The sequence below is a fragment of the uncultured Virgibacillus sp. genome, assembly GCF_947495635.1.
Lineage (GTDB): Bacteria > Bacillota > Bacilli > Bacillales > Amphibacillaceae > Virgibacillus > Virgibacillus salarius.
On the sequence record NZ_CANMAB010000031.1, the window covers coordinates 1 to 19321 of the forward strand.

At 34.0% G+C, this 19321-nt stretch carries 15 protein-coding genes and 1 riboswitch; of the genes, 10 read left to right on the plus strand and 5 right to left on the minus strand.

What is annotated here, in order from left to right:
• Positions 1-148: 148 nt before the first annotated feature.
• The 3 genes from Q1A47_RS08950 to Q1A47_RS08960 are packed head-to-tail and all read left to right on the plus strand — an operon-like array spanning position 149 to position 3810.
• Positions 149-757, plus strand: a complete 609-nt coding sequence (locus Q1A47_RS08950) for a hypothetical protein (protein ID WP_026679945.1) — start codon at positions 149-151, stop codon at positions 755-757.
• Entirely contained in the window at positions 747-2615 is a 1869-nt protein-coding gene (locus tag Q1A47_RS08955) for a motility associated factor glycosyltransferase family protein (RefSeq protein WP_166530596.1), read from the plus strand. Before Q1A47_RS08950 ends, Q1A47_RS08955 begins: the two co-directional genes overlap by 11 nt.
• Positions 2616-2646: 31 nt before the next feature.
• Positions 2647-3810 (plus strand): polysaccharide pyruvyl transferase family protein, encoded by a 1164-nt coding sequence (locus Q1A47_RS08960; RefSeq protein ID WP_162986485.1) that lies wholly within the window; start codon positions 2647-2649, stop codon positions 3808-3810.
• 110 nt (positions 3811-3920) lie between these two features.
• Here the strand turns inward: Q1A47_RS08960 and Q1A47_RS08965 are convergent, their stop codons facing one another.
• The 5 genes from Q1A47_RS08965 to Q1A47_RS08985 all read right to left on the minus strand — a co-directional run bounded on the left by Q1A47_RS08965 (position 3921) and on the right by Q1A47_RS08985 (position 9460).
• Positions 3921-4613: a cytidylyltransferase domain-containing protein gene (locus Q1A47_RS08965; protein WP_121605693.1), complete on the minus strand. Its 693-nt coding sequence runs from the start codon at positions 4611-4613 to the stop codon at positions 3921-3923.
• Entirely contained in the window at positions 4606-5766 is a 1161-nt protein-coding gene (gene neuC / locus Q1A47_RS08970; protein ID WP_026679942.1) for a UDP-N-acetylglucosamine 2-epimerase, read from the minus strand. Before neuC ends, Q1A47_RS08965 begins: the two co-directional genes overlap by 8 nt.
• Positions 5767-5771: 5 nt before the next feature.
• On the minus strand, positions 5772-6815 hold the full coding sequence (locus Q1A47_RS08975; RefSeq protein ID WP_166530595.1) for an N-acetylneuraminate synthase family protein: 1044 nt from the start codon (positions 6813-6815) through the stop codon (positions 5772-5774).
• 298 nt (positions 6816-7113) lie between these two features.
• Positions 7114-8571, minus strand: a complete 1458-nt coding sequence (locus Q1A47_RS08980) for an aldehyde dehydrogenase family protein (RefSeq protein WP_121605692.1) — start codon at positions 8569-8571, stop codon at positions 7114-7116.
• 16 nt (positions 8572-8587) lie between these two features.
• Positions 8588-9460: a methyl-accepting chemotaxis protein gene (locus Q1A47_RS08985; RefSeq protein WP_166530594.1), complete on the minus strand. Its 873-nt coding sequence runs from the start codon at positions 9458-9460 to the stop codon at positions 8588-8590.
• A gap of 220 nt (positions 9461-9680) precedes the next feature.
• Positions 9681-9764, plus strand: a riboswitch (cyclic di-GMP riboswitch).
• A 160-nt stretch (positions 9765-9924) separates the two neighbouring features.
• Here Q1A47_RS08985 and motA point away from each other — a divergent pair.
• The 7 genes from motA to Q1A47_RS09020 all read left to right on the plus strand — a co-directional run bounded on the left by motA (position 9925) and on the right by Q1A47_RS09020 (position 19317).
• Positions 9925-10710, plus strand: a complete 786-nt coding sequence (gene motA, locus Q1A47_RS08990) for a flagellar motor stator protein MotA (RefSeq protein WP_026679938.1) — start codon at positions 9925-9927, stop codon at positions 10708-10710.
• On the plus strand, positions 10703-11479 hold the full coding sequence (gene motB / locus Q1A47_RS08995; protein ID WP_026679937.1) for a flagellar motor protein MotB: 777 nt from the start codon (positions 10703-10705) through the stop codon (positions 11477-11479). The genes motA and motB overlap by 8 nt, the downstream gene beginning before the upstream one ends.
• Before the next feature lie 24 nt (positions 11480-11503).
• A complete protein-coding gene (locus Q1A47_RS09000; RefSeq protein WP_026679936.1) occupies positions 11504-13198 on the plus strand; it encodes a methyl-accepting chemotaxis protein in 1695 nt (564 codons plus the stop codon).
• A 305-nt stretch (positions 13199-13503) separates the two neighbouring features.
• Positions 13504-15453: an LTA synthase family protein gene (locus Q1A47_RS09005; RefSeq protein WP_026679935.1), complete on the plus strand. Its 1950-nt coding sequence runs from the start codon at positions 13504-13506 to the stop codon at positions 15451-15453.
• Positions 15454-15867: 414 nt separating this feature from the next.
• Positions 15868-15948 carry a putative holin-like toxin gene (locus tag Q1A47_RS09010; protein ID WP_228088988.1) on the plus strand — a complete coding sequence of 27 codons (81 nt, stop codon included), beginning with the start codon at positions 15868-15870 and terminating at the stop codon, positions 15946-15948.
• 1223 nt (positions 15949-17171) lie between these two features.
• On the plus strand, positions 17172-18374 hold the full coding sequence (locus Q1A47_RS09015; protein WP_026679933.1) for an MFS transporter: 1203 nt from the start codon (positions 17172-17174) through the stop codon (positions 18372-18374).
• Positions 18375-19134: 760 nt separating this feature from the next.
• A complete protein-coding gene (locus Q1A47_RS09020) occupies positions 19135-19317 on the plus strand; it encodes a hypothetical protein (protein ID WP_026679932.1) in 183 nt (60 codons plus the stop codon).
• Positions 19318-19321 lie beyond the last annotated feature (4 nt).

Below are 19321 nucleotides of genomic sequence, written 5' to 3' on the forward strand. Positions count from 1 at the left end.
ATTCCATAATAGCTACTAGAGAAAGCGTAAATCTGAGCATTTAGTGATAAGGACTGAGCGAATTTTGCTCAGTTTTTCTTATCTCTATTATTTAATTTTCTTCGTTATTTGCCGATAATAAAAGTGTAATTAGATAGGAGGATTTCATATGAAATTACTACATAAACAAACGTCCTATACGGTAGAAAATGACACTTCTGCAATTCATTTCATTTATGAAAAAGTAAATGAACTTATCCAACAAGAAAACACAGTATTCAGTCATTTAGTTATAGATAATCAAGAGGTTTATGAGGAGCATGAAGCATATATATCAAAACATCTTCAAGAGATTCTTCAAGTGGAAATTGTAACCCATAGTAAGCAGGAGATGATTTGGGAAACGATGGATTCTATTAATGATTATCTAAAACGTGCAATACCAGCACTAAAAGAGCTAATTGATGCTAGCTACCATACGTTTACGAAGCAGACATGGGAAGGGATTGATCAGTTAGCTGAAGGGATGCAATGGATCTTGCAGTTTAACATGTTCACAAAAGCATCCAAAATAAAACCAGCTTATTGGGAAAATATTGAGGAGAGTGTTTCAACTTGTGAACAAGGCTTCAAAGCACTGATGGAGGGAATTGAAACAAAGGATACGGTGCTAATTTCAGATATATTATCTTATGAAGTCGTTCCTGCCTATGAATCGCTAGAGAATAATTTAGAAAAGTCACTAGAAGATAGGGAGTTATGCAAAAATGCTAATTGACAACATAGTATTGCTAAGAGCGCGATTCCCTGAAATTCGAAACTATTTTTTAGAGCATGAGAACAAGATAGAATTGAATCGACTAACCATCCTTGAATCAAAAACAGGAGCTAAAACAATTCGATACCAAACGACTGAAGGCAATCCGTTGATGATTCATAGTTTATATGATCCAATTCGTGAAGCAGAGCGAATTATAACTGCACATAGCGAGAGTATTATGGAAGATACACATGTATTTTTCTATGGTGTTGGGCTAGGATATCATATTGAAAAGTTTAAGGAAATGTATCCTAGCAATACGTATTCGATCTATGAACCTTGCCCCGAAGTATTTTTTGAATTGACACAACAAAGGAAACTTAATCAGCTAATAACCAAAAAAACATTACAACTTTATATTGATACCTATGAAAAGGAAGCAATGAGTTATTTAAAGGAATTTGTCTCTAGTAATCAAAACATTTATATTATCACTCTACCAAGTTATGAAAATCTTTTTAAGGAAAAAATGATACAATTTCGATCTAATGTTAAAAAAGTAATTACTAATCGTCGTTCGAGATTACATACAAATGAGAAATTCCAAAAAAGATGGACAATAAATAGTGTACATAACTTTAAATCTGTGTTAACTACTCCTAATATGATGAAAGATATCAAGCTTGAGCAATTTAAGAGGAAACCGGCAATGATTATTTCTGCTGGTCCATCATTAGTGGAAGATATGGAATTTATAAGATACATTAAAAAAAATGAATTAGCAAATATTTTTTCCGTTGGATCTGCCATAAATAGTTTACTTGAGTATGATGTTATACCGGATGCAGTTTGTACGTATGCGCCTAGCGATAACAATTATAAAGTCTTTGAACGGTTAAATGATAGTGGTTTACATGATATTCCGCTAATTTATGGATCCAGTGTTGGATTTGAAACGTTGGAGAGATTTACTGGACCAAAGGTACACTTTATAACAACAGTAGATAATGTATCTCAATATTTTTTAGGTTCGCAAATTAATGCAAATGATTGTATTAATGATGCAACGTCTATTGCGGTATTAATGGTACAGTTATTGTCAGAAATAGGCTGTGATCCAATAATTTTTGCAGGACAGAATTTGGCATATAAGGATGATGAAATATATGCTAAAGGAATTGGCTATACACACTTGAAGAATGGATTTAATAAAGAGATTATAAAAAAGGGAGTTCCGATTAAAGATGTGTATGGTAATGAAATTAAATCAAATATTACGTTTAATAACATGAGAGAAAGTATTGAGCAAATTGTAACACATTATAAAGGCAATACCTTTATAAATACAACAAAAGGAGGAGCTGAGATTAAAGGAGTTCCTTTTTGTCCTATTGAACAAGTGATTGAAGAAGTTTTAACTCATTCAATAATCAAAGAAAAATGGTGGGAAACAGCAAATTCTTATGATCAAAGTGTATTGTCGGATAAATTAAATAGTTTAGAAAATTACATGCACCAATTTTACAATATTATTGAAAACATAAACAAATTGATTCGAAAATTAAATAAAAATATTGCTTTAAAAAATAGAATTAACTTGGAAAAAGCTTTTGGAGAATTTGATTATCTTTATTCTAATTTAAACGAAAATATGTACTATAGAAAATTTGTTGTTCCTTATGTACGAGTTCATGTGGATTTTCTAATTAATGAAATGAATCATATCGTTATGGAAGCTGATCCAATTAAAAAAGCAAATCATATTGTTGAACTGTTTACTAGGTTTATTCAGAATTGTAGGAGTGCAGGTGTAGAGTTGGAACAACTAATTAATGAACAAATAGATAGGCAATTAATTTCATCAAAGATAAATTAATTGAAATATGGTAACTAGAAGAGGTAACGAGATGAATACGATTAACATATTACATATTGCTAGTTTTAATGGGAATATTGGAGATAATGCAAATCATAATGGATTGAGAAATAAACTAGAAAAAATCCTATTTCCCAAGAAACTGAATTTTAAAGAAATTGAGATGAGGGAATTCTATCAATCATGGAACTTACGAGACTTTAACAGTAATGCGTTTATTGAACTTTGTAATGAATATCATTTGGTAATCATTGGTGGAGGGAATTTTTTTGAACTTAAATGGGATTATTCATTTACAGGAACGACTATAAATATAAGCAAAGAAACATTATTGAAAATTAGTACACCAATATTGTTTTTTGGCTTGGGATGTGATATTGCTAAGGGTGCAAGTGAAAATGCTATTTATAAATTTGATGAATTTTTATCTAACGTAACAAGCTCTGATAATTATTTAGTGTCTGTTAGAAATGATGGCTCCTATCAAACATTACAATCGTTATACGGAACGAAGTATAACGATAAAATATATCGGATAGCTGATGGAGCTTTTTTTATGACTACTGATACGTATGACTTTCCTGAGTTACAATGTAATTATCAGTCAATTGGAATCAATATTGCACGTGATATGGAATCTATTCGATTTAATAAAAATATTACCTATAAAGAATTCATCAATGGATTTTCAACTGTATTAGATACATTTCTAGAAAACAATAAATTGTATCAAATAATTTTAATTCCACATATATATAGCGATCTAACCGCTATTTCTGATCTACTTAATTACTTGAATGATAAACATAGAAGAACAAGAGTGAAAGTTGCTCCATATTTAACAGGGAGAGGCTCAGAAAGTTATATTTTTGGATTATATCAACAATGTAAATGTATATTAGGAATGAGGTTTCATAGTAATGTCTGTGCTATTGCCCATAATATACCAACTATAGCACTAAGTAGTTATAAAAAGATAAATGATTTATACCGTGAGTTATCTTTAGAAGATAGATTAGTGAATGTAAACGAGAGAGGGTTTGAAGAAGTATTGTTAAGCAAGCTTAACAATACGTTGAAAACACTAACTACATTATCAAACGAATATGCCTATAAAAATGAACAACTTAAAAAGCAAAATGATTCTTTTTATTGTGATCTAAAGAATTGGCTAGAGAGAAAGGGAATTTTATAGTTAATTTTATTCATAGAACAAATTGTAACATGCTACAGCAATATAATGGTAGCTCTAAATACTCCCAAGCAGACAGATTAGTATCAGCTATCTACTTGGGAGTATTTCAGTTATCTTTCATGATATAAATCATAGAAAAGTTCTACATCTTTTAAATCGTCTATATCCAAATCGAATTTTTCTTCCATGATATATGAATATTTGTTATCATTTAAGCTAGTATTGCTGTGAAGTGTAGCAGTATTATTTATATAAATTGCTCCATTTACTTTATACACCTCAGGAAAGTCCTGCCTTCTTAATGTACTCGTCTTGTTTATGATATTTTCTAATTTATTGTTCTTGTTTATAGTTCTCATTAAAATTGGGTGCTCTTTAACTTTCGTAACACTAACAAGACTTTCATGGTTATTATTAATAACACTTTCAATAGCCTCATCTATATGCCAATGTTTTCGTAGTGGTTGTGTTGGTTGTAAAACGACTACATAGTCGTAATTATATCCACGTTCTTTTTGTTTTTCCACAACATGCATAACTGTATCAATGGTTCTTGAATGATCTTGCGCTAATTTTTCTGGTCTTAGATATGGAACGTTAGCGCCAAGATTGATGGAAATTTGCGCTATTTCTTTATCATCAGTAGATACGATTATTTCATCTAAATAGTTTGATAACAGGGCTTCATCAATTGTATATTGTATTAATGGTTTATTGTGAATCGGTATGATATTCTTCCGTGGGATACCTTTAGAACCACCTCTTGCTGGTATTATAGCTAAAATTTGTTTTCCTTTATACATTTGTTACACCCACTAAATTGGTATCTATAAATTTTTTTTGTATGGGAATATTCCATATACTTTCATCCTCTAGTAGGTTAATAAATTTCTTATGACTAGTACCGTCACCAAAATTTAAATTTCTACTAGTTGGATGTTTAATGGAAGATATGGCATTTCCAATTTGTTGCTTTTCTTCCTCAATACTAATGATGATATCTTGAAATTTAGTAGGGTCATACCTTCCCTGCTGTCTGTTTCCTATATTTATCGATGGTATGCCATAAATACTAGCTTCTCTAATCCCAGCACTTGAATTTCCAATTATAAACTGTGCATGTTTAAGTAATGTTAAGAAATATTCAAATCGCATGGAAGGGTAGACTTTAATATTATCAATCTCTTTAAATCTATTATATTCTTTAATAATAATATGGTTGCCTTCATCATTATTTGGATAAATTACAATAAAATTCTGATTTGATTCAATCAGTGAATCTACCAGGTTGTTAACGTGGCAAGATAATTTATCTAATTCTGTTGTTACTGGATGATACATTACGATAGCATATGCCCCAAAATTAATATCATATCTATCTTTAACCATTGCCAATGACGGTAAATCATCAGAAAGCATTATGTCAATATCAGGTGAACCAATAATATGTATAGTTTCTTCTTTTTCACCTAACTGTAATATTCTTCTTCTCGCTTCTTCATTACTTACTAAGTGAATATGAGAGAATTTGGTTATCGCATGCCGAATTGATTCATCGATAGTTCCTGAGACTTCTCCACCTTCAATGTGTGCAACACGAATATTATTAAAGGCTCCGACTATAGCTCCAGCTAATGCTTCTAGTCTATCACCATGTATGATAATTAGATCAGGTTTATTTTCTTGTACGTAGTTACTAATTCCGGAAATCGTATTGCTTAGTGTAATATCCATGTGTGATCTATCGTTCTGGTTAATGTACAGGTACATATTCTTAAATCCGTCTTTTTCTATTTCCTTCCATGTTGAACCATATTTCTCTAACATATGCATACCAGTAACAAACACGTATAATTCAAAGGAATCACTTTTTTCAACTTCATTCATTAAAGATTTAATTTTCCCGTAGTCTGCTCGAGTACCTGTAATGAAAAGTATTTTCTTTTTTTTACTCATTTCCATCAGTTTATATCACTCCATGACAAGTGCTCATCTATATCTATATCTCGATTAACGGTTTTCCCAAGGATATCTTTGTAATGTTCCGCTTTTATATCTCCTGTACCTGGTCTTTTAACCCAAATATTGTCTTTTGTGAGCGTATTACCAGATTTTAGTTCTTTGGTAGTAACAACTGTTGCAAAGGCAAAATCAATTGTTACTTTTTCTTCATCTGCAGGTTTTTTGTCTCCTCCCCGCATTTTAAATATTTGTGAAGTTCCTTCTATCAATTCGCCTAGTTGATCTGGATCCATGGAACAAACAATATCAGGTCCTTTTCTAGACATACGATCTGTAAAGTGTCTTTCTAAAATAGAGGCACCTAATGCGCTAGCTGCTAAACAAGCATTATTATTAGTAGTATGATCGGAAAGTCCGATAATAGCATTAGGGAATTCCTTTTCCAATTGCTCCATACCTCCAAGTCTTACAAGTTCAGGAGGAGTTGGATATAAGTTTGTGCAATGCAATAGAGCGTATGGTATATTGTTTCTTTCTAGAATAGATACGGTTTTCTTTATACTGTCAATATTATTCATTCCTGTAGAAACAATCATGGGTTTGCCAAAGGAACAAATGTGCTCAATTAATGGATAATTATTACATTCTCCTGATCCAATTTTGTAAGCTTGAACATCCATTGCTTCTAATCGATTAGCTGCGGCTCGTGAAAATGGAGTACTGAGGAAGATCATTCCTTTACTTTCAACATAGCTCTTTAGCTCACGTTCATCTGCTTCATTTAAGGCACATCGCTCCATCACCTCATAAATGGAAACGTCTGTATTTCCTGGTATGACGTTTTTAGCTTCTTTACTCATTTCATCAGTAACCACGTGCGTTTGATGTTTAATTATTTCGGCACCCACATTATAAGCAGCATCTACCATTTTTTTTGCAATATCTATATTCCCTTCATGATTAATACCAATTTCTGCAATAACTATAGGTTTGAAATCTTTACCAATTTTACGATTTCCTATTTTTAAGTAAGGGTGAGTCATGGTTATACCTCCGTATAGGTCGTTGTTACATTCCCTTATATTAGGGGGAATGTTTAATCATGTATTTCTTTTTATATCGACAAATTACTACATATTTAAAATGTAGTTAAGAAATAAAATAATCCCAGTCCATATAAATTCATTACAACTGATCGATTTATCACTTTTAGACAATAGGTTTTTAACTAGCAAACGGTTATAGGGTCGGTTTCTTGATCTAATAAGTAAAACCAATTTTATTAATTCTTGTATTCAAAAAAGGGCTGCTTTTAAGGCAGCCCCTTCGGAAGTCAATCCATTAACTATAAGGATATTGTCGTGCTTTATGTTGTATACTAATCCATTTAAATGTTGTGAAGGCATCTAAGCTCCACTCTCCATTTAATCGGCCAAGTCCAGAATTTTTCACACCACCGAAGGCAACATTTGGTTCGTCGTTAATCGTACCATCATTAATATGGATCATACCAGTATCCATTTGCTTTGCGAGCTCTGCTCCTCGTTCCACATCTCTTGTGTGAATGGCTCCACTTAATCCATAATCACTTTTATTGGCATAAGCAATAACCTCTTCATCACTGGAAACTTTCATTATCGATATGACTGGAGCAAATAGCTCCTCATTTGCTAATGTCATGTCTGGTGTAACATCTGTAAATACTACTGGTTCCACAACATTTCCTTTAACTCCTCCGTGGACAATCGGCGTTGCACCTTCCTCAATTCCTTTTTCAATCAAATTCACGGTATTTTTCACTTGTTGCTCATTGATAAGTGGTCCAATAATTGTAGTTGGATCACTTGGGTCGCCGCAAGTTAATGTTGATACTTTTGCTTGATATTTTTCTACAAATTCGTCATACACGTCTTCATGAACAATTAAGCGATTTGCAGACATACAAATTTGTCCTTGATGGGTGAAACGACTAAAAACTGCAGCACTTACTGCTAAATCCATATCAGCGTCGTCAAGAACAACAAGAGCACTGTTACCACCTAACTCTAAATGAGCTTCCTTTAAGTTTTTTCCAGCCACTGCACCGATATGTTTTCCAACTTTTGTAGATCCAGTAAAAGAAATAGCTCGTGGAATTGGATGTTCCACAAAATAATCGCCAATTTCAGCAATTTCCGTAGTAATGACATTTAATAATCCCTTTGGTAATCCAGCGTCTTCAAAAATTTTGGCAATCATTGTTCCACCAGTAATCGCTGTATGCTCATGTGGTTTCAATACGACGCCATTACCAGATGCTAATGCTGTAGCTACTGATTTCATGGAGAGAAAGAATGGAAAATTAAATGGACTAATTACACCAACTACTCCAACAGGTACACGATACACTCTATTTTCCTTATGATCAATTGGTGAAGTTAATATTTTTCCATCCATACGAAATGGAAAAGTGGAAGCCTCTTTTATTATATTTGTTACGAGCCCGATTTCGAATTCAGCCTTTAGTCGGGTTCCACCAATTTCTTCAATAATAATGGATACAATCGATTCATGGTTGCTTTCAATGAAATGTACAGCCTTTTCAAACACTTCTCGCTGTGTAGTTGGATTAGTATTTGCCCACTGTTTTTGTACGGAGGCTGAAGCTTGATAAGCCTGATTCAAATCATCTGTAGTTGCAGCTTTGTAAGTAGCAATAATTTCTCCGTTATATGGATTTTTATTCTCCATTATTGTGGTTGATGAACCCTCACGCCATGTTCCGTTAATGTATTGACTGTTTAATTTTTTGAAATCCATTTGTATCACTCCTTGTTTAATTTTTTAGTTGAATGTTCTCTTTCGCTAATTGTGCCAATGTGTGTATGTTCCCATTTATTTCCTGCATTGTGGCAGTTAGCTCTTCGATCGCTGCCGATTGACTGTCTGATTCTAAGTTGGCATCCTGAATATAGGTATCGAGATTAGATATTACTTCCTTAATATTATCCGTAATGGTGTGTATTTCTGTTACCTGGTTTTTTGAATTAGCTGCCATATTTCTAATTTCATCTGCTACAACAGAAAATCCTCTTCCGTGTTCCCCAGCTCTCGCTGATTCAATTGCTGCATTAAGCCCTAATAAATTACTTTGATCGGCTATCCCCTTGACAACATTTGATACTTTTTCAATGGTATCAACGCGATTTGTGACTTCTGTAGCTTTTTCTGAAATAAAGGACATGTTACTGGCAAGCCCGGTAATGGACTCAGCCATATCTTGAATCGTATTAGTCACATCATCAAACACGGCAGATAAATTTGTTGCAACTTCCGATAGCTGATTTGCTTTTTCAACACTTAGGCCTACTCCTACACCACCAATAACATTTCCTTCTTCGTCGTGTAGAGGAATAGCTCGAGCAATTAGGTTTACGCCGAATAGTTCTGCAGGGACAATGGCTGCTTGATTTTTATTCTCTAAAATAGCATTTGTAACAATATCCCCTTCTACTAAAGGGTCACCAGGATTTACATTAAGCGAGAATGTTTCCGCTGGAAAGTTGATCACTAACTTTTCTGTATCATAAATTCCAATTGTTATATCATCATTTATTAAGCTTTGTAAAAATGGTCCAACGGTGACAAAAGATTGTAATAATGGATGAATATTTGTTTCTGCTAATTTTTCAGCATTGGCAAAGGTCATATTTTTCACTCCTGTCTTTATTTCAATTTGTTGTTAATAATTGTACGTCATTATTATCGGTAAAAATGCCTAGAATTAAAGAGACATAAGAAATTATTAACAGTTTTTACACATATGCAATAGATATATAGACTTATAAAAAAGCACATATTTCCAATTTTATCTTTATCATTTTAAAAATCCTGCCGATAACAATGGTATACAAAAATGAACATGACATGGTTGATAAGGGCAAACTTTTCGAAAGGGGAGGACGCAAAGCCTAGGGTCTAAGGATTCTATCTATGATCGCCTGGTTGCCAAGTATTTTCTTTTATTTGTTTCTTCTTATATAGAAGTGACACTTTTCCTACATCAGCTAGGTGAGGTGTTCACAACTATAAATAAAAGAGGTTTTTTGGCTATTCGTTATCAGGATAGCTTTTTTGATGGAAAGTTATGTAATTTGAACAGGAGGATTAAATGTGGACAAAACATCTATTATAGGAATCTTTTTAGGAATTATTGCAGTTGGCGTAGGAATGGTATTAAAAGGAGTTGATCTGGTTGCACTCGTTAATCCAGCGGCTATATTAATTATTTTTATAGGTACTGCTGCATCTGTTTGTATTGCTTTTCCAATGAGTACACTTAAAAAGATTCCAGCTTTAGTGAAAATTATTTTTTCGGATAAACAACAATATAATCATAGAGAAGTAGTTGAGATGTTTACACAATTAGCTGATCAAACGAGAAAAGAAGGTCTATTGTCATTAGAAAAGCAGCTAAAGGAAATTGATGATCCTTTTTTACAGTCTGGCTTACAGTTTGTAGTAGATGGACAGTCTCCTGAGTTTATTCGAGAAGTTATGCTAGAGAAAATTAATGCTATGGAAGACAGACATCAGGAGGGAGTTGCTGTTTTCTCTCAAGCAGGTACATATGCGCCGACCTTAGGTGTGTTAGGGGCAGTAATTGGGTTGATAGCTGCATTAGGTGATATGCAGAATATGGATGTGCTTGGACATGCTATATCCGCTGCGTTTATTGCCACTTTGTTAGGTATTTTTTCAGGATATGTACTTTGGCATCCTTTTGCAAATAAGCTTAGAGAAAAATCGAAAAAAGAAGTGCAAATAAAGGAGATCATGCTGGAAGGAATGTTATCTATTACAGTTGGTAATTCTGCAATGGTTGTACAAGATAAACTAGGCTCGTATTTGTCAACGAAGGAATTTGCTTCCTTAAAAAAGGATGAGACAGATGCGTAGAAATAGACAGCGAAAACAACATCATATTGATGAATCATGGTTACTTCCCTATTCCGATTTATTAACATTATTGCTTGCTCTATTCATCGTATTATTTGCAATGAGTGAGGTTGATACACAAAAATACAAAGAATTATCACGTGTGTTTCAAAATGAGTTTTCTGGAGGACAAGGTATCTTAGAGGAGAGTAATCATTCTATTGAACTCCCAAATAAAGTTGATGAGGACAACAAAGAAGAAGAGAAACAATTAACACCAAATGAACAGGAACTAAAGGATTTACAAGAAGTACAGAATCAAATGAATAAATATATTGCTGAAAAAGGGCTCCATGATAAATTAGACACAAAACTGACAGATGAAGGATTGTTAATATCTATATTAAACGATATATCATTTGATTCTGGGAGTGCTGAGGTTTCGACGAATGGTAAGCAAATTGCGGAGGAAGTATCAGAGTTTCTTTATACGGACCCGCCCCATCAAGTGGTAGTTAGTGGTCATACGGATGATCGCCCAATTAATTATGCCGAATTTACTTCAAACTGGGAATTAAGTGTGACTCGAGCTGTCAATTTCATGCATTTATTATTAAAAAATGAAAAACTAGATCCAACTAAATTTAGCGCTAAAGGGTATGGACCGCATCAACCAGCTGTACCTAATTCAAGCGAGAAAAATCGCGCGAAAAATAGACGAGTTGAAGTTCTTATATTACCGAATTATGAAATTGATACACAGAACATTGATCGGAATAAAAACAACTAGTTTTGTAAATCAGGAGGAACAGAATTGAAAAAAGTATTGACATTTAAGAGCATAAAAATGAAGTTGTTCGTTGCGTTTTCTGTCATCATCATATTGGTACTATTGCTAGGCATTACAAATTTTATTGGTATGAAACAGAGCAATGCAAACACAAAAGAGATAATAAAAGAAGAAATGCAGCTATTAGTGGCAGATGAACAGCTGGCTATAAATATGGCTGAACGGACAAGTCAAATCCGCGGATATTTGTTATATGGTGAAGATAAATACAAACAGAACTTTAAGGATACAGTGGAAGAAACAATCAAGCTTGAGAATTTTGTGTTGGATCACGCAGATTCAAAGCAAGTAAAATCTTTAATGGATAAAAAAATTGAGTGGGGCCATCTAACGGATAAAGTTTTTAAGGAGTATGATAGTGGAGACAAAGAAAAAGCAATGCTCATTATGACGAGCCAGGTGCAGCCACTTGCAAATGATTTGATAAGTGGATTTAAGGATTTAGCAGCAGATAAAGAAAGAACTATCAATAGCATGGGAGAGTCGATGATTGAAACAGGCAATTCCTTACTTATAATTGGTATAGTGGTTACTGCAGTAGTCATTATACTAGGAGCCTTGATTGCATTAATTACATCAAATTCAATTACGAGGCCATTGCAATTAGTTAAGCAGCGAATGAATATTATTGCCGAAGGAAAGCTTAACCATGAACCGTTGGTGGTTAAAACAAAAGATGAAATTGGGCAACTGACCAATGCAGCTAATACCATGAATGCTAATTTAAAGGAACTCCTATCTAAAGTGAAACAAGTTTCTTCAAAAGTAAATGACCAAAGTGAAGCATTAACACAGGCGGCTAATGAAGTTCAACAAGGTACAGAGCAAGTTGCTGTAACTATGCAGGAATTAGCATCAGGTTCGGAAGGACAAGCTAGTCATGCAGGAAACTTGGCAAGTATGATGCATGATTTTGATCGAAGTATTCAGGAAGTAAATACGAGTAGCGAAATGATTCAGAATGCTTCTATTGAAATATTAGATCAAACGGAAGCTGGACAGGTTACTATGGTATCTACAAAGGACCAAGTTAGGAAAGTTGATCAAATTGTGAAGGATGCTGTCCAGCGAGTAGAAGGATTGGATACTAAGTCGCAGCAAATATCTAATTTAGTAACAGTAATTAGTGACATAGCAGAGCAAACAAATCTACTTGCATTGAATGCAGCAATTGAAGCAGCAAGAGCAGGTGAACATGGCCAAGGTTTTTCTGTCGTAGCGGACGAAGTTCGAAAGCTTGCAGAACAGGTTTCCTCGTCGTTAGATGAAATAACAAATGCCGTGGGAGATATTCAATCAGAGTCACAATTTGTAGTAACTACCCTACAAACAAGTTATCGAGAAGTAGAAGAGGGAACAGGTCAAATGGAGTCGACCGAAGAAACATTTAATACGATCTATACCTCTGTTAAACATATGACCGAACAAATTAGAGCAGTGAAAAATCACTTAGTAGGAATTGCTGAAAGTAGTAAAGAAATGAATGGTTCAGTAAGTGAAATTGCAGCTATTTCACAGGAATCAGCAGCTGGTGTGGAGCAAACTTCTGCTTCGACTCAACAAACCAGTAGTTCAATGGAAGAAGTTGCCGCTAACGCTGACCAACTAGCGGATTTAGCTGATGAATTAAATATGTTAATTAAACGATTTAATTTGTAGTATTATACAGGTTAAAGAAAGTAATACATGGAATGATCTTGTTGTATATAAATAAAGAGATACTACCCCAGATTGGAGTAACAGCAAGCTCTAAACAAGCGGAATAAATAGAAAAACATGGTAATATATCATGTTTTTTTATTATGTAAAGCTAAGGGATCAAGGGTTCGACAAATAATGCCAAAAAAAGTCACAGAAAAGTCTTTGACCAAATAGGAGGATTGCGTTATAATTAAAAATCGTTATTAGCTAAAGATATAACTAAACAAATTAAAAATTGAGATTTAAAATTAGAGGTGAAAAAAGTGAAGAAATTAGTATCAACAAAAATGGGGTTCTTCGCGGTTGCACTGGTTTTATTTTGGATAAAAACGTATACGATATATAAATTTGAATTCAATCTAGGTGTAAGTGGGGCAATGCAGGAATTTCTATTATTCTTTAATCCTCTCAGTTCTGGATTAATTTTTCTCGGACTAGCCTTATTTGCAAAAGGTAGAAGAGCAGGAATATGGATTATCGTAATAGACGCAATTCTTTCATTTATCTTATATGCAAACGTCGTGTTCTATCGCTTCAATAGTGATTTCATTACCATTCCTACGTTAATGCAGACAGATAACTTTGGAAGTATTGGTGGAAGTATTGCTGATTTAGCTCAAATGCATGATTTGCTGTATGCAGTCGATATTATTTTACTAATCGTATTGTATACCACGATACGTAAAGGTTGGTCAGTAAGTCGTATACAACTCCGTAAGCCATTTATGGTATTAGCTGCAGGTGTATTAGCTTTTACTATTAATCTAGGATTAGCAGAAGCTGACCGTCCACAGTTATTAGAAAGAACATTTGATAGAAACTATTTAGTGAAATATTTGGGAGCATTTAACTTTACCATTTATGATGCTATTCAAAGTGCTAAAACGTCAACTAGACGTGTACTAGCAGATAGTAGTGACATCGTAAAAGTAGAGAACTACACGAAATCGAAGTATGCAGAACCGAATGAAGCGTATTTTGGTAAGGGTGAAGGAAAGAATATTATTAAAATTCATTTAGAGTCTTTTCAATCATTCTTAATTGATTATAAGCTACATGGAGAAGAAGTTACGCCATTTTTGAATTCTCTCGTTCATGATCAGGAAAAAGGCTTCACATATTTTGATAACTTCTTCCATCAAACAGAGCAAGGTAAAACAGCTGATGCAGAATTAATTACAGATACTTCATTATATGGGTTACCACAAGGAGCAGCCTTTGTTACTAAAGGTAGTAACACTTTTCAAGGGCTACCAGCTATACTAGGACAACAACAAGGTTATACAAGTTCTGTATTTCATGGAGATGGTAAATCATTTTGGAATCGTGATGAAGTATATAAACACTTAGGTATTGATGAGTTTTATCATGAAGCGTATTTTGATATGAGTAAAGAAAATGTTATTAATTATGGCTTAAAGGATAAACCATTCTTCGAAGAATCAATGCAATACCTTGAAGAAATGGATCAACCATTTTATGCCCATATGATGACTCTAACTCATCATCATCCGTATCTCATTGATGAAGAAGAGGCAAGTATTGAGCCAGCTGAAACAGGAGATGGTTCTGTTGACAGATACTTCCAAACAGCTCGCTATTTGGATGAATCGTTAGAACAATTCTTTAATGATTTGAAAGAAGCAGGTTTATATGAGGACTCAATTATTATGATCTATGGAGACCACTATGGAATATCTGATAACCATAACAGGGCAATGGCCGAGATTACTGGAGAAGAAATTACTCCATTGAAAAATGCTGATTTACAGCGTGTGCCCTTCATGATTAAGGTGCCAGGAGTAGAAGGGCAAGGTATTAATCATGAATATAGTGGCCAAATCGATATTATGCCAACGCTACTGCATATTTTAGGAATTGATGCCAGAGATTACATTCAATTTGGTACAGACATGTTTTCAGAGGATCATAAAGATTTCGTCCCATTTCGTAATGGTAACTTTATGACAGAAAAATATAGTTATGTTGATGGGAAATACTACGATAATGCAACAAAAGAGGTTATTGAAGAGCCTACTCCAGAAATGAAAGAAATGCATGAGACAGTTATGAAGGAGCTAGAGCTTTCCGATGAAGTGTTGTATGGTGACCTATTACGTTTCTATACACCAAATGAAGATTGGCAACCTGTAGATGAAAATGAGTATTTCTACGGTGGACCAGATGATGAAAATGGAAAGGTAGAAGAATAAAGAAAAAACTGGGAGACTATACTAAGCCTCCCAGTTTTTTGTTTAGGTTATAATTTTCTAAATCAAGAGTAGGACAACTATATGGTGTATATGCTCATTTTTTACAGTAGCTATGAAAGAACTTAATTTGACCTGATAATTATCTGAAAAATTAACAAATAACCATTTTAACATAGAATCCTACCAAATGCATTACATCGTCTGTTAAAAGTTACATACAATAAATTATACAAGCATTAGATGCTTGGTGTATATCATATAGCAAGGAAACCTAAATTAAATGCAAACAAATGTTCTGTTTCGAGGTATTTATTTTATAATGTATGATATACTAATTAACAGATAACGTTCTTTTAGGACAATCGGCTAGCCCTATTTTTTTCTGAGGGGGTGAGCCAATTGAACATTTATGAAGTGTTTATGGTGATGTTTTCGTTTGGCACCTTTTTGGTAGCTTTCTTGACTCTGATCATACGGATCATCAATAAAAAATAGACCTCCCTTTAGCCTTACATGCATGGAGAGGCCTATTTGCGGAAAGCCGATCCCTAGGGGAACTGCTTATCTTTGACCACAGTTGCAGCTGTGGTCTTTTTAGTATATGCATAATTCTACCTATAGTATACCATAAAACAAGCATATACACAGAATTTAAACAGGAGCAAGAATGGATGAACACCTAGTGATTATGATAGTTGTATAACTTATAACATGTTTATGAAAAAAGTTCATAATTTTGTCACAAATAAACATAATTTGCAGACTTCGTCAAAATGCTTAGATGAAATCATGATTTTCATTGATTTTATGACAACAATTGATTGAATTCGACGAAATAAAACGCTTGTCACTAGTAATATACCCTTAAATTCGACATTAATGTCAAAATTTAAAATGCTTGACTACTATGAGATAATGAGTATATAGTCTTAGATATTTAGAATTATTAATGGATAGGAGGTTTATTTTAGAATTAAATAAATTGTAATACCTCTACTATGTACAACCTGTTCTTACAAAAAAGGGGGAATGAATAAGGAGGATTATATGAACAAGTCTAGATATATGCTTTCTGAACATCAAGCAGAGAAAAATTTACTTCCAAAAAATCATATAGCAAGTTGTTTTTCTCCCTATCATAAAAAACAATTAATATTTTCATCAAATGAATTCAATTACTTGTGTTGCTGTAAATATATGGAGAGAGTTCAGTCTAAAATGGTTGTATGTCAGCTTGAATGGATAAGTACATATGTTTTAACTAATTGATTCATGAAGACAAAAGAAATAAAGGTATAGCCGAACTATAATCTAAGGATACAAATATCCGGAGCGTAGTCCGGTTTTTTATTGGACATTAGAAATGGCTGGGTTATACGAGGATAGCACGAGTCTGATGATCCACTTGTCTAAGCAAATTTTGGTTGTATGTTAGTAGATGCCGGTCTCTGTCATATTTCAGATTTTGATGAAGCATCATATTAGTATTCGGCATTATTTCAACGTGAATTATTTCATATACTATCTGGCAGTAAAAGCCCCACTGATTGAAGTTCTCTTTATTTATATTCATTCCCTTTTAACATAGAACAAACGATAATTGTAGAGACCTGTAGGTTTTTAATTTTGAGAATGAATATCTCCTGCTTATAGTGTTTGTAGAGATATGCTATATTAAGGAAAGGATATATTTATGAAGGGAGCACCTCTAGTTGGAAATGCATCAATCGAAAGAACAAACAACGAATGTATATCGATTTCTTCTCGTATTTGGAATTATTATTGTAGCATTTAATTTACGCCCGTCTATTACATCTGTTGGTCCAATTATTGGCACAATAAGGGATAGCTTGGGACTTTCAAATGGGAGTGCAGGACTATTAACCAGTTTGCCGTTAATTGCTTTTGCTGTTATGTCTCCAATTGTTCCAAAGTTAGGAAATCGTTTAACGAATGAACGAGTCATGTTACTTGGTTTAATTCTACTTTTTATAGGTATCAGTATTCGTTCCTTATCAACAGTTTTTTTGCTTTTCAGTGGAACATTGCTCATTGGTATAGGAATAGCTATATGTAATGTTCTTCTTCCTGGTGTCATTAAGGAAAAGTATCCTGCAAGGGTCGCTGTTATGACAAGTATCTATTCCACTGCAATGGGAATATTTGCTGCTACAGCCTCAGGGCTAAGTGTACCAATTGCTCAAGGACTTGGATTAGGCTGGCAAGTGGCCTTGTTCGTTTGGGCAACTCCAGCTTTAATAGGAATTGGTGTATGGGTTTATCTTGTTCGCAGGAATCCTACAAAACAGCAGGTATATCATTTTGAATCTGCTGCAGATAACCGTATCTGGAAGTCTTCTTTAGCGTGGCAAGTAGCAGCATTTATGGGATTTCAATCTTTTTTGTTCTATGTGACGATTTCATGGATGCCCGAAATACTTCATGATTATGGCATTAGTATAGCTGCTGCAGGATGGATGTTATCTTTTTTACAGTTTATAGGGTTACCGGCTAGTTTTCTCGTTCCTGTATTAGCTGGTAAATTTAAATCACAACGTGGCTTAGTCTTGGCAATGGGATTTTGTTCAGTAAGCGGGTATACAGGCTTATTACTAGGTGAATCTATTGTCGTCATGGTTATTAGTACAATCTTAATTGGTTTTGCTCTTAGTGGAACATTTGCGTTAGCATTAACTCTACTTAGTATGCGAGCACGAACCGGAAAACAGGCAGCGGAGTTATCAGGCATGGCACAATCGTGTGGGTATGTTTTAGCAGCTTTTGGTCCAATTGTTATTGGCTATTTGTATGATGTTACCCATTCATGGAATATTCCGCTAGTAACGTTGATTAGTGTAGCACTCATTGTAGTATTATTTGGCATGGGAGCAGGTCGGGATAAATATGTGTTTGATGAATAATGTAGGTTGTGACATCCGTGCTGAAGGCTTATAGCATTTGCGATTTTTATTTCTGGAAGGTAACGATACGCTTAGCGTTCACTTCTTTTATTTTGCTAGTATGTACGCCGTCAAATTTATACTACTGATATTTGTTACCGCGTTTGATGTCGGTGTATCAGTTGCAAGTTTGTCCTTGTCGTTTGTAATTATTGGATCAATTATCGGATTATTCGTTATTGGATTTTATCTGACCCCATCTTTCGTATGCTCTGTTTAATTAGGTCTATTATTCCTTTTCTGATATGCGATCATTAGAGTATTAGGCTCATTAATTACTTGTTGGCTTGCTTGTCTCTTTGGTTAAAAGCGAGTTCGTAGTTTACGCATTATTATTCTTTGCACTTGTATGATAATGACATTAAGTAACTACCTCATCTTATGATAATAGGACTCTGTATTACTTGTTATGGTTGTTTACAGCACATTCTTTAACGGCAACAGCAGTTAGTGAGGAAGCTACTCATCATAAAGGGAGTGCGTCAAGCTTATATTTTTAGTATCTTATTATATCGAAGGATCACTAGGCAGTACCACTGTGCTTGCTCCATATGGGAGAATATGGATGGCTTTAATTACTTTTATAGGTATATTACGAGTTATATATGTATTCACTGTCAAGACCTTCAGTACTTTATCTCACATATAACTGGCAATAAAACCCCCACTGATGAAGGTTTCACTTTATTATTAGAAATAGATAAAAGAGAGGAGATTTGCTGTGATTAGATATCTACTTATGGAAGCAGTCGGATGGGTATTCACTGCAGTAGGTGCCTATTTTATATATGAAGATACTTCAAATATAATCGCCTATAGCATTTTATTTATAGGGATTATGCTTATCGTTTTTAACTTTCCGAAAGGTCTTAGGAAAAGAGATAAAAAAATTGAGGACAAGTGAATCG